Source organism: Thiomonas sp. OC7 (genome assembly GCF_900634595.1).
GTDB classification, from domain to species: domain Bacteria; phylum Pseudomonadota; class Gammaproteobacteria; order Burkholderiales; family Burkholderiaceae_C; genus Thiomonas; species Thiomonas arsenitoxydans.
In genome coordinates, this window is sequence record NZ_LR131953.1 from 1409743 (window position 1) to 1422222 (window position 12480).

11 protein-coding genes are annotated in these 12480 nt (G+C 64.7%); 3 read left to right on the plus strand and 8 right to left on the minus strand.

Translation table 11 applies throughout. The features are described from left to right. Nucleotides 1-3 precede the first annotated feature (3 nt). Genes BIO17B3_RS06775 through aceK form a run of 5 tightly spaced genes read right to left on the minus strand, consistent with a single transcriptional unit; the run spans nt 4 to nt 6494 of the window. Nucleotides 4-1710: an AMP-binding protein gene (locus tag BIO17B3_RS06775; protein ID WP_156053530.1), complete on the minus strand. Its 1707-nt coding sequence runs from the start codon at nt 1708-1710 to the stop codon at nt 4-6. A gap of 31 nt (nt 1711-1741) precedes the next feature. Beyond that, nucleotides 1742-2347 (minus strand): 2-hydroxychromene-2-carboxylate isomerase, encoded by a 606-nt coding sequence (locus BIO17B3_RS06780; RefSeq protein WP_156053531.1) that lies wholly within the window; start codon nt 2345-2347, stop codon nt 1742-1744. Nucleotides 2348-2370: 23 nt separating this feature from the next. Further along, on the minus strand, nt 2371-3498 hold the full coding sequence (locus tag BIO17B3_RS06785; protein WP_156053532.1) for an acyl-CoA dehydrogenase family protein: 1128 nt from the start codon (nt 3496-3498) through the stop codon (nt 2371-2373). Between the two features lie 6 nt (nt 3499-3504). Further along, a complete protein-coding gene (locus BIO17B3_RS06790) occupies nt 3505-4683 on the minus strand; it encodes an acetyl-CoA C-acyltransferase (protein ID WP_156053533.1) in 1179 nt (392 codons plus the stop codon). Then, nucleotides 4680-6494, minus strand: coding sequence for a bifunctional isocitrate dehydrogenase kinase/phosphatase (gene aceK, locus BIO17B3_RS06795; protein ID WP_156053534.1), 1815 nt, complete (start codon nt 6492-6494; stop codon nt 4680-4682). The genes BIO17B3_RS06790 and aceK overlap by 4 nt, the downstream gene beginning before the upstream one ends. Nucleotides 6495-6652: 158 nt before the next feature. On the opposite strand from aceK, the gene BIO17B3_RS06800 reads away from it, so the two are divergent. Next, on the plus strand, nt 6653-7807 hold the full coding sequence (locus BIO17B3_RS06800; RefSeq protein WP_156053535.1) for an aminotransferase class V-fold PLP-dependent enzyme: 1155 nt from the start codon (nt 6653-6655) through the stop codon (nt 7805-7807). An 80-nt stretch (nt 7808-7887) separates the two neighbouring features. Here BIO17B3_RS06800 and BIO17B3_RS06805 read toward each other — a convergent pair whose 3' ends face one another. From BIO17B3_RS06805 to BIO17B3_RS06815, 3 genes are all read right to left on the minus strand, one after another. Continuing rightward, nucleotides 7888-9066: an isovaleryl-CoA dehydrogenase gene (locus BIO17B3_RS06805; RefSeq protein WP_156053536.1), complete on the minus strand. Its 1179-nt coding sequence runs from the start codon at nt 9064-9066 to the stop codon at nt 7888-7890. A 45-nt stretch (nt 9067-9111) separates the two neighbouring features. Beyond that, nucleotides 9112-9561 carry a PaaI family thioesterase gene (locus BIO17B3_RS06810; protein ID WP_156053537.1) on the minus strand — a complete coding sequence of 150 codons (450 nt, stop codon included), beginning with the start codon at nt 9559-9561 and terminating at the stop codon, nt 9112-9114. Between the two features lie 114 nt (nt 9562-9675). Next, nucleotides 9676-10080: a MerR family DNA-binding transcriptional regulator gene (locus BIO17B3_RS06815; protein WP_156053538.1), complete on the minus strand. Its 405-nt coding sequence runs from the start codon at nt 10078-10080 to the stop codon at nt 9676-9678. Nucleotides 10081-10164: 84 nt separating this feature from the next. Between BIO17B3_RS06815 and BIO17B3_RS06820 the strand changes: the two genes are divergently transcribed. After that, entirely contained in the window at nt 10165-11220 is a 1056-nt protein-coding gene (locus BIO17B3_RS06820) for an MBL fold metallo-hydrolase (protein ID WP_156053539.1), read from the plus strand. A gap of 45 nt (nt 11221-11265) precedes the next feature. Then, a complete protein-coding gene (locus BIO17B3_RS06825; RefSeq protein WP_156053540.1) occupies nt 11266-12477 on the plus strand; it encodes a patatin-like phospholipase family protein in 1212 nt (403 codons plus the stop codon). Nucleotides 12478-12480 lie beyond the last annotated feature (3 nt).

The window sequence follows — 12480 nt, forward strand, 5'->3', positions numbered from 1 at the left end:
TCTTCAGGCGGTGCGGTCGGGGTGGAGCCCGAGTTCTTGCTGCATGGTTTCGCGAATCTTGAACTTCTGCACCTTGCCGGTAATGGTCATGGGAAACGCGGACACGAAGCGCAGGTAGCGCGGAATCTTGTAGTGCGCGATGTTCCCTCTGCAAAACGCGCGAATGTCCTCGTCCGTTGGAGACGTGCCGGCCTTGGGGATGATCCAGGCGCACAGTTCTTCGCCGTACTTCGGGTCGGGCACGCCGACCACCTGCACGTCCTGCACCTGCGGATGGCGGTAGAGGAACTCCTCGACCTCGCGCGGGTAGATGTTCTCGCCGCCGCGAATCACCATATCTTTGATGCGGCCGACGATGTTCACATAACCCTCGCTGTCCATCACCGCCAGGTCGCCGGTATGCATCCAGCCCTCGGCGTCGATGGCCTCATGCGTCTTCTCGGCGTCGCCCCAGTAGCCGTGCATCACCGAATAGCCCTTGGTGCAAAGCTCGCCGGTTTCGCCGGGCGCCACGGTTTCGCCGCTTTGCGGATCGACGATCTTGACCTCCAGATGCGGCTGCACCTGCCCCACCGTACTCACCCGCTTGTCCAGCGGGGTGTCGGTGGAGCTTTGGCAGCTCACCGGCGCGGTCTCGGTCATGCCGTAGGCGATGGTGATCTCAGACAGATGCATGTCGCGCACCACTCGCTTCATCACCTCGATGGGGCAAGGGCTGCCGGCCATGATGCCGGTACGCAAGGTGCTCAGATCGAACTCGGCAAAGCGCGGATGGTCGAGCATGGCGATGAACATGGTCGGCACGCCGTGCAGCCCGGTGCAGGCTTCGTCCTGCACGCACTCCAAGGTGAGCAGCGGATCGAAGCCGTCGTTGGGATAGACGATGGTGGCGCCGTGCGTGAGGCAGGCCAGGTTACCCAGCACCATGCCGAAGCAGTAGTGGTACAGCGGCACCGGAATGCACAGCCGGTCTTCGGCGGTGAGCTTCATCGCCTCACCGATAAAGAAACCATTGTTCAGGATGTTGCTGTGCGTGAGCGTGGCGCCCTTGGGAAAACCGGTGGTGCCGCTGGTGAACTGGATGTTGATGGGTTCGTGCGCGTGCAGCGTTGCCGCGGCCTCGGCGACCGCCGGGTCGTCGGCGCTGCCACGGGCGATCCAGTCGGCAAAGCGCAGCATGCCGGGTTCGTCGGCCTCGCCCAGATGCACCACCAGTTTGAGATCGGGCAAGCGCGCGGCGCGCAGTTCGCCCGGCGCGCAGGTCGCCAGCTCCGGCGCGAGTTCGCGCAGCATGGCGAGGTAGTCGCTGGTCTTGAACGAGGTCATGGTGACCAGCACCTTGCAAGCCACCTTGTTGAGCGCGTACTCCACCTCGGAGGTGCGATAGGCCGGGTTGATGTTCACCAGAATCAGACCGACCTTGGCCGTCGCCAGTTGCATCAGCACCCATTCCACGCTGTTATGCGCCCAGATGCCCACGCGGTCGCCCTTGTGCAAACCACTGCGCAACAAGGCGCTGCCCAGACGATCCACCTCGCGCTTGAGCTCGGCATAGCTCAGGCGAATGTTCTGGTGGCGCGAAACCAGCGCCTCTTGCAGGCCTTGGCGCTCGGCCATGGCGTCGAAAAAATCGCCTATGGTCTGCGTCAGCAACGGCTGGTCGGTGGCGCCGCAGGCGTAGGCCTGCACCAGCGGGGTTGGTTCGGTCATGATGATTCTCCGGTGTTCATTTTTGGCGACTTCAAAACCCGCCGGTCTGCAGCCAATGTTCGAGCTGCGGCAGCCGGTCTGCGCCCCAGAAGGGTTGATCGTCCACCACCATATAGGGCGCGCCGCACATGCCTTGCTGCAGCGCGCGGTCGCAGTTGGCCTTGAGCTGGGCCTTGATGGCGGGATCGGCGGTATAGCGTGCCACCGCGTCGCTCGCCAGCCCCTGCTCGGCGGCAAGGGCTTCAAGTACGGGCAATTCGGCGATGTTGCGGTTCTGCGCGAAATAGGCCGAAAAACAGCGATGCAGCCACGGCGCAGCCTGCGCAGGCAAGTCGCGTTGCAGGCCGATGAGCACCCGTGCGGCCTGATAAGTGGCAATCGGAAACGGCTCCGGCTGCACAAAAGGCACGCCCAGAAAGCGCGCCGAGCGCGGAATGTCGATGCGGGCATAGTCGCCCTTGAGCGGCTGATCGATCAGCGGCTTCGACCCTGTCGTCTGGAACACCGGCCCTAGCAGCATCGGCACCCATTCGATGTCGCGCAGGTGGCGCGCGGCAATGGCCTCGATCTGCGTGCTCGCCAGGTAGGCGTAGGGCGACGAAAAATCGAAGAAAAAAGTAATCGGGCTGACGGGCATGGGAGTCTCCAGTGAATCTCGTTTTACAGCGCACGGGCAATGAGCATTTTCTGCACATCGCTGGTGCCTTCGTAAATCTGGCAAACCCGCACATCGCGCCAGATGCGCTCGACGGCAAAGTCGGCCACATAACCGTAACCGCCGTGGATCTGCAGCGCCGCGCTGCACACCCGCTCGGCCATTTCGCTGGCCATCAGTTTGGCCATCGCCGCCTCCTTCAGACAAGGCAGGCCCGCATCCTTCAGGCTGGCAGCGTGCCACAGCAACTGCCGCGCCGCCTCGATCTGCATCGCCATCTCGGCCAGGCGGAATTGCACCGCCTGATGCTCGGCAATCGGTTTGCCAAAGGCGATGCGCTCGCGCGCATAGCGCAACGCCGCTTCGAACGCCGCGCGCGCCATGCCGACCGACTGCGCCGCAATGCCGATGCGCCCGCCCTCCAGGCCGGACAGCGCAATCTTGTAGCCCTCGCCTTCGGCGCCGAGGCGGTTGGCGGCGGGTACGCGGCAGCCCTCGAAGCGGATCTGCGCGGTGTCGCTGGCCGATTGCCCCGTCTTGTCTTCGAGCCGTTCGACGATGTAGCCCGGCGTGTCGGTCGGCACGAGGAAGGCGCTGATGCCTTTCTTGCCCGCGGCCCGGTTGGTTGCGGCCAGCACGATGGCGACCTGTCCGTTCTTGCCGCTGGTGATGAACTGCTTGACGCCGTCGAGGACGTAGTGGTCACCCTCCAACCTTGCCGTGGTGCGCAGGTTGGAGGCGTCCGATCCGGCCTGCGGTTCGGTCAGCGCGAACGCACCGATCCATTCGCCGCGCGCCACCGGGCGCAGCCACCGGTCTTTCTGCGCATCGCTGCCCCAGGCCATCAGGATGGAGCACACCGGGCAGTTGTTCACGCTCACGATGGTGCTGGTCGCGCCGTCGGCCGCGGCGATCTCCTCGACGGCCAGCGCGAGAGACAGGTAGTCGAGCCCGGCGCCGTCCCATTCGGCGGGCACGGCAATGCCCAGGCAACCCAGCGCCGCCAAGCCCTGCAACGCCTCGCGCGGAAAGCGGGCCTCGCGCGCCCAGTCGGCCGCATGCGGGGCGATTTCGGCTTGAGCAAAATCGCGTACCGCGTCGCGGATCATGCGGTGATCGTCAGAAAGCAGCATGACGATTCAGAGCAGTTCAACCGCCATTGCCGTGGCCTCGCCGCCGCCGATGCACAGCGCGGCGACGCCCTTCTTGAGCCCGCGTTGCCGCAGCGCGCCCAGCAGGGTGACGACGATGCGCGCGCCCGACGCGCCGATGGGGTGACCCAGCGCCACCGCGCCGCCGTGCACATTCACGATCTCATGAGGCAGCTTGAATTCGCGCATGGCCGCCATGGTGACTGCGGCGAAGGCTTCGTTGACTTCCCACAGGTCCACGTCGGCCGCCTTCCAGCCGGTTTTGTCGAGCACCTTCTGAATGGCCCCCACGGGCGCCGTGGTGAACCACTCGGGCGCCTGCGCATGCACCGCATGGGCGCGAATGCGAGCGATCGGCGCGCAGCCCAGCTTGTCAGCGGTGGACTGGCGCATCAGCACCAGCGCGGCAGCGCCGTCGGAAATGCTCGACGAGGTGGCGGCGGTGATGGCCCCGTCTTTCTTGAACGCAGGCTTGAGCGTAGGAATCTTGTCGAGCTTGGCCTTGAAGGGCTGCTCGTCGCGGGCGATTTTCACCTCGCCGCCCCGACCCGCCACCGTGACGGGCGCCATCTCCCACTCGAAGCTGCCGTCTTCGTTGGCTTTTTTGCTGCGCTCAGTCGAGGCAATGGCGAAGGCGTCCATCTCTTCGCGGCTGAAGGCGTATTTGCTCACGCAGCTTTCAGCGAACACGCCCATGGCCTTGCCGCGGTCGTAGGCGTCTTCCAGACCGTCAAGCGCCATGTGATCGTAAAACTGGGTGAGGCCGTATTTCACGCCCTTGCGCACGAAGGCCAGATGCGGCGCGTTGGTCATGCTCTCCATGCCGCCGGCCACCATCACATCGGCCGAGCCCGCAGCGAGCATGTCGTGGGCGAACATCATCGCCCGCATGCCCGAGCCGCACATTTTGGACAGCGTGACCGCGCCCGCCGATTGCGGCAGCCCGGCCTTGAGTGCGGCCTGGCGCGCGGGAGCCTGGCCCTGCCCGGCCATCAGGCAGTTGCCCATGAGCACTTCATTCACGGCGTCGCCCGCGATGCCCGCGCGCTGCACGGCAGCGGCGATGGCGGTAGCGCCGAGCTCCCAGGCGGGTACTGCAGTAAAGTCGCCGAGCAGGCCGCCGATGGGCGTGCGCGCGGCAGAAACCATCACGATGGGATCAGTCATGTCGAAGTCTCCTGAACAGGTTGAACGGGTGGGTTGGATGTCGCAAGAGCGCCCTCGCGGGGGAAGCGGCGGGTGGCGTCATAAGTGAACACGTCGTACAGATGGCCCTCGCGGATGCGGCTCTGGTGCTCCTGCCAGAAGGCGGCATCGAGCAGATCGGCGTGGTGCTTCATGAACACGGCGCGCACCTTGGGGTTGCCGAGCAGAAACTGGCCGAAGGTCTCGGGAAACACGTCGTGCGGACCCACGGCGTACCAGGGCTCGGCGGCCATTTCGTCTTCTTCGTTGCGCGGCGCGGGCACGCGGCGGAAGTTGCAGTCGGTGATGTACTCGATCTCGTCGTAGTCGTAGAACACCACCTTGCCGTGGCGGGTGATGCCGAAGTTCTTCCACAGCATGTCACCGGGAAAGATATTGGCCGCCACCATGTCCTTGATGGCGTTGCCGTATTCAATGACGGCGGCGTCGAGCTGGGCGTCGTCAGCCTCTTGCAGATAGATGTTGAGCGGAATCATGCGCCGCTCGATGTAGCAGTGCCGGATGATGATGGTGTCGCCGTCGTATTCGAGTTGCGAGGGGCAGAAGGTTTCGATTTCCTGAATCAGCTCGGGCGAGAAGCGCGCGCGCTCGAAGGCCACGTTCGAATATTCCAGCGTCTCGGCCATGCGGCCCACGCGGTCGTGCTGTTTCACCAGCAGGTACTTGCCCTTGATCTTGTCGCGGGTAGTGTCTTTCTGCGGCGGGTAAAAGTCTTTGATGACTTTGAACACAAAGGGAAAGGACGGCAGGGTGAACACCACCATCACCATGCCCTTGATGCCCGGCGCCACGATGAACTGATCGCTCGAATGCCGCAGGTGATAGAGAAAGTCGCGGTAGAACAGGGTCTTGCCCTGCTTGGCCAGACCCAGCGCGTTGTACAGCTCGGCACGCGGCTTGCGCGCCATGAGGCTGCGCAAAAACTGCACATAGGCCGACGGGATTTCCATATCGACCATGAAATAGGCGCGAGCGAAGGAGAACAGCAGCAACAGATCGTCTTCGGTGAGCAGCACCGTGTCGATAAAGAGCTGGCCGCGCTCGTTGTGCAGGATGGGCAGCGCCAGCGGAAATTCGGTGAAGCCGTTGATCACCTTGCCCACCGCATACGCGCCCTTGTTGCGGTAGAACAGCGAGTCGAGCATCTGTATCTGGAAGTTGGCGCGCAGCCGCACATCGTTGCCGAAGCGCTGGCGCACGGCGGCCAGCACCTGGCCCACGTCGCGGTCCAGATCTTCGAACGGCAGCGCAAGCTGAAAGTTCTCAATGGCGCGGCGCAGACAGGCATGCAAGGCCTCGTGGGTGTGCGGGTAATACACACGGAAGGTCGGCTTGGCCGCAGGCTCTTCGTTTTCGATGTACTCGGTGGACAGCGCCGGGCGCACGAACAGAAACTCGTTGTTGAAATGCTCGCGCCGCAGAATCTTGGTCGTCACCGAGTTGAAAAACGTCTCGGCCAGTTCGGGCTGGTGGTGATTGGTCAGCAGGCCGATGTAGTGCAGCTTGGCCTGCTGCCAGATTTCCATGGGCTGGTTGCCGGCATCGAGTTCGTTCTGCAGGCGCTCGGTCGCCTCGTCCACCCGCTGGTCGTAAAACGCGATGCGCTCGCGCTGCGCTGCCTGCTGCCCGGCCCAATCGGCCCGCTCGAAGCGCTGCTTGGCGGCTGCGCTCACTTGGCGGAACAGGCGGTAATGGCGATTGAAGCCGTCGAGCATGGTGCGGGCCATGGCAAAAGCCACGGGGGAATCGAGGCGGGGCGGGAATTGATTCATCGGGCATTGGCAACACGAAAACAGCCTGCCCACTGTAAGCCCGCGACGCTGGCAAGGCAAAGCGCCCAGCGCTTGACGCTGCTGCGTGCTAGGCTTTTCAGGCGGTCGGCATAGACACCGCGCCGACTTTTTCGAACCATAAGACCAGGAGATTTCTGATGCCCGCCTTGCTGCCCAATGTCGATCCCGATGGACTGCTGGAGTATTCGGTGGTTTACACCGACCGCTCGCTCAACCACATGTCGGCCAAGTTTCAGCAGGTTATGCGTGATCTGTCGTCCATGCTCAAACAGGCCTACAACGCGCAGGCGGCAGTCATCGTGCCGGGTAGCGGCACGTTTGCCATGGAGGCCGTGGCGCGGCAATTCGTCCAGGGCGCACAGGTGCTCATTGTGCGCAACGGCTGGTTCAGTTATCGCTGGAGCCAGATCATCGAGACCGGGCATTTGTCGGACAAAGTCACGGTTCTCAAGGCCCGCCGCGTGGCCGATGCGTCCGAGTCGCCCTTCATGCCCGCGCCCATAGCCGAGGTGGTCGCCACCATCGCCCGCGAAAAGCCCGCCGTCGTGTTCGCCCCGCATGTGGAAACCTCCGCCGGCATGATGCTGCCCGACGACTATCTGCGCGCCGTGGCCGACGCGGTGCATGCGGTGGGCGGTCTGTTCGTGCTCGACTGCATCGCCTCGGGTGCGATGTGGGTGGACATGCAGGCCACCGGCGTGGACGTGCTGGTCAGCGCACCGCAAAAAGGCTGGAGCGGCCAGCCCTGCTGCGGCTTTGCCATGCTGTCTGAGCGGGCTTTGCAACGGCTGGAGACGACCACGAGCGACAGCTTTTCCTGCGACCTGAAAAAGTGGCATCAGATCATGCAGGCCTACGAAAAAGGCACGCATGCCTATCACGCCACCATGCCCACCGACACCCTGGCGGAAGTACGCGACCAGATGCGCGAGGCGTTCAGCTACGGCCTGCCCGCGCTCAAGGCCGCGCAGATCGAACTGGGTCGCGCAGCGCGCGCTTCGTTGGAGCAGCGCGGCGTCAAGAGCGTGGCGGCGCCCGGCTTTCAGGCGCCGGGCGTGGTGGTGAGCTACACCCGTGATCCCGAAATTCAGAACGGCAAAAAATTTGTGGCGCAGGGTATGCAGATTGCCGCTGGTGTGCCGCTGGCCTGCGACGAACCGGCCGACTACATGAGCTTTCGCCTCGGCCTGTTCGGGCTGGACAAATGGAAGGACGTGCCCGCCGCCTTGCAGCGGCTGGACGCGGCGCTCGACGCCGTGGGTTTGCACCTGCCGGAAAAAACGCATCGCTAGCCGCCTCGGTAAGCGCCTCGGTAACTGAATCACCCGCCGCATCAGTCGCTCAGCCCTGTTCGCTATCCAGCTTCACGGCTTCACGCCGTTTGCGCGAACAGTTCCCGCCCGATCAGCATGCGGCGGATTTCGGATGTGCCCGCGCCAATCTCGTACAGCTTGGCGTCGCGCCACAACCGGCCTAGCGGGTAGTCGTTGATATAGCCGTTGCCACCAAAAATCTGGATGCCCTCGCCCGCCATCCAGGTGGCCTTTTCGGCGCACCACAGAATCACGGCCGCGCAGTCTTTTCGCACCGAGCGGGCATGGCCGTCGCCCAGTGCGTCGAGGTTTTTGCCCACGGTGTAGAGCAGGCTGCGGGCGGCCTGCAGCACGGTGTACATATCGGCCAGCTTGCCCTGGATGAGCTGGAACTCGCCGATGCTCTGGCCGAATTGCTTGCGTTCGTGCACATAAGGCACCACGCTGTCGATCACCGCCTGCATGATGCCCACCGGCCCGGCGGCCAGCACCGCGCGCTCGTAATCCAGGCCGCTCATCAGCACTTTGACGCCGCCGTTCAAATCGCCCAGCACGTTCTCTGCGGGCACCTCGCAATCCTGAAACACCAGCTCGCCAGTGTGGCTGCCGCGCATGCCCAGCTTGTCGAGCTTCTGCGCCACCGAAAAGCCCTTGAAACCCTTCTCCACCAGGAAGGCGGAGATGCCCTTGGAACTTGCGGCCGGATCGGTCTTGGCGTAGACCACCAGCACGTCGGCGTCCGGCCCGTTGGTAATCCACATCTTGCTGCCGTTGAGCACGAACCCATCACCTCGCCGGTCAGCACGCAGCTTCATGCTCACCACGTCGCTGCCCGCGCCCGGCTCGCTCATCGCCAGCGCGCCCACATGCTCGCCGCTGATCAGCTTGGGCAGGTACTTCGCCTTCTGCGCGGCGCTGCCGTTGCGGCGGATCTGGTTGACGCAGAGGTTGGAATGCGCGCCGTAGCTCAAGCCCACCGAGGCGCTGGCGCGGGAGATTTCTTCCAACGCCACCATATGCGCCAGATAGCCCATGCCCGTGCCGCCATCGGCCTCGGGCACGGTGACGCCCAGCAGGCCCAGGTCGCCGAACTTGCGCCACAGATCCATCGGAAACTGATCGGTGCGGTCGATTTCGGCGGCGCGCGGGGCAATTTCTTGCTCGGCAAAGTCGCGCACGGCCTCGCGCAGAGCAGCGATGTCTTCGCCGAGTTGGAAGTCCAGTCCGGGTAGTTGCATGAGGTCTCCTCGCTTGTTTGTTTCGCTTGTTTGTTCGACTTGGCTTCAATACCGCTTGGGCACTGGCGCGATGGTCTGCTGCATCACCGCGCAAACTGTCTCAGCGCCGTCCTCATCGCGGTGCATCACTTCGGCGGTGGTGACGATCAGCCGCTTGCCAGCCCGGATTACCCGCCCGTAGGCGCGCAGTTCACCGCCCGCAAAAGCCGCTAGAAAGTTGATTTTGTACTCCACCGTGGTGACTTCGTCGCCTTCGGGCGCCAGAGTCATCGCCGCATAGCCACCGGCCACGTCGGCCAGCGCGCCAATGGCCCCACCGTGGAAACCGCCCTGCTGCTGGCTGATCCGTTCTGAATGCGGCAGCCGTAGTTCCGCCCGGCCCAGCTCCAACCGCACCATCTCCACGCCCAACGCGGCCATCAAGCCTTGGCGGGCAAAACTCTGGCGAATAGCCGCCTCCTGCGCAGGCGATAGAACGGCGGGGGCGGTGGTCATGGTGGCAAGTCTCCGTGGGGCTGCTCTGCTGGCAGATTTCCGGCGATCTTACCTTCCGTTTACGTCAACGTGAATAGCCACTCCTCCAGCAATCCTCCAGAACCAGCGCTCCCCTCACCCGCCCTGCTTCTTGAGCAGTCCCCGCGCCTCGGTCTCGTAGGCGCGAATCTCCTCCAGCGTCGCCTTGAGATCGGCCATGCGGCCTTCAATGTCGGCGCGGTGCTCGGCCAGCACTTCCAGGTAGCGGCGCAGTTGCGGTGCGGTGTCGCGCGGCGACTCGTACATCATCACCAGTTCCTTGATCTCGGCCAGGCTCAGGCCCAGCCGTTTGCCCCGCTGGGTGAGTTTCAGCCGGGTGCGGTCACCCTGCGTATAGACACGCGCGCGGCCCTGGCGCCGCGGGCAGAGCAAGCCGGCTTCTTCGTAAAAGCGGATGGCGCGGGTGGTGAGGTCGAACTCGCGGGCGAGTTCACCAATGGTGAAAGTGGGGGCGGCAGGTGCAGCAGCGGCTTTTTTCATGCGTGCCTATACTCGTCTCCAGTTGACGTTAACGTCAAGTGTAGTTTGCGCCATCACGCTCCCAACCTTTTGAATCCGCCCGCCATGTCCGCCCAGCCCGCCTTTGATGCCATCCGCTACCCCTTTGGAGAAACGACGCCCGCATTGGGAGAAAGCATCGAGCTGGCGCCGGGGCTGCGCTGGCTGCGCATGGGGCTGCCTTTCGCGCTGAACCACATCAACCTCTGGCTGCTGGAAGACACCCTCGACGGCGTGCGCGGCTGGACGATTGTGGATTGCGGCATCGACTCCCCGCCTACCCGCGCAGCGTGGGAGCAGGTGTTCGCCACGCAACTGTGCGGCCTGCCGGTGCTGCGCGTGGTCGTCACGCACATGCACCCAGACCACGTCGGGCTGGCGCACTGGCTCACCGCGCGCTGGAATTGCCTGCTGTGGATGAGCGCCACCGACTATGCCGTCTCGTGCATGGCGGCGCGCGGCTGCATGACCATCGGCGGGGAGGCGATGGCGGCGCACTACGCCGCGCAGGGCCTCGCCGACCCGCAGACTCTGGCCGCCATCCGCAAGCGCACCGACTACTACAGCGGCCTGGTGCCCGCCATGCCCACGCGTTTCGTGCGCCTGCAGGACGGCGACGTGCTGCGCATCGGAGAGCGCGACTGGCGCTGCGTCGCGGGCTACGGCCATGCGCCGGAACACATCAGCCTATACAGCGAGGCCGACGCGCTGTTCATCGCAGGTGACATGCTGCTGCCTCGCATCTCCACCAACATCAGCGTGAATGACAACGAACCGCTGTCCAATCCTTTGCAACAATTTCTCGACAGCCTGGCGCGCTTTAGCGCCTTGCTGTCGGACGACACGCTGATCTTCCCCTCGCACGGCCTACCCTTCCGCGGCGCCCTGGCCCGCATCGCGCAGTTGCAGCAGCATCACCACGAGCGTCTGGCCGAAGTGATGCAGGCCTGCGCCACGCCGCAAACCGCGGCCGACCTGCTGCCCGTGCTGTTCAAACGCCCGCTGGACGTGCACCAGATAACCTTCGCCATGGGCGAGTCCATCGCCCATCTGCACAAGCTGTGGTTCGATGGGCAGTTGCGCCGCCTGGAAGACGGCGGGGTCTATCGTTTCGTGCGCTAACCCGCATTTCTACTGCCGCGGCGCAGTGATATTTTCAACGCCGCCATGCCCGACAACACGACTGTCGCCGACAACCCGCCGCCGCAAAACGCGGCCCTGGTGCTGCTGGGCGGCGGGGCGCGCACGGCCTATCAGGCCGGTGTGCTCGGCGGCGTGGGCGAGATTCTGCAGGCGCAGGGCTGGCCCGCGCAGCGCAACCCGTTTCCCGTGGTGTGCGGCACCTCGGCCGGAGCGATCAATGCGGCGTATTTCGCCAGTCGCTGCGCCGACTGGCCTGCCGCCCTGCATGAGCTGCAAACACTTTGGAGCACCCTGCAGGCGCACGAGGTCTTCGAAGTCGGCACAGGGCAACTGCTGCGCGGCGGCGCGCGCTGGCTCGGGCTCATGGTGTTCGGCTGGCTGTGGAAGCAAAACCCCCGCGCCCTGCTCGACAACACTCCGCTGGCCGACACCCTGGGTCGGCGGGTGCACTTCGAAGCGGTGGACGCCGCGATTCAGAGCGGCGCCTTGCGCGCGCTATCTGTGGCCACTTCCAGCTATACCAGCGGGCGGCACATCACCTTCTTTCAGGCCCGCCCCGAGGTGCAGCCCTGGCGGCGGCCTGGGCTGTGGGGCATTGCGCAGCCCATCGGCGTCGAGCATCTGCTGGCCTCCAGCGCCCTGCCCTTCGTGTTTCCCGCCACGCCGCTGTATGGCGAAGTCGGGCCGGAATACTTTGGCGACGGCGCCATGCGCCAGCTCGCTCCGCTGGCGCCCGCCATTCATCTGGGTGCAGAACGCGCACTGGCCATCGGCGTGGCCGAGCCGCATCCCGAGGCGGGGCAAATGCGCCGGCATCTGCCGCCCTACCCCAGCGTGGCGGAGATTGCGGCACACGCCATGTCCAGCGTGTTTCTCGACACCCTGCGCGCCGATGCGCAGCAGGCCGGGCGCATCAACCGCATGTTGTCGGATCTGCCGCCCCAAGTGCGCGCCGATCTGCCCTACCGCGCCCTGCCCACGCTGACCCTGCTGCCCTCCACCTCGATCGACGCCATTGCCGCGCGGCACTGGCACAGCATGCCCCGTGGCGCGCGGCTGCTGCTGCAATCGGTGGGCATGGGCACAGGCCGAGGATCGGCGCTGGCCAGTTATCTGCTGTTCACGCCGGATTACCTCTCCGCCTTGGTCGAACTCGGCCGGGCCGATGCGCTGGCGCAGCGCGATGCGATCACGGCATTTTTCAACCCCACCGCGCTCGACCCGCATTGCGCATAATGC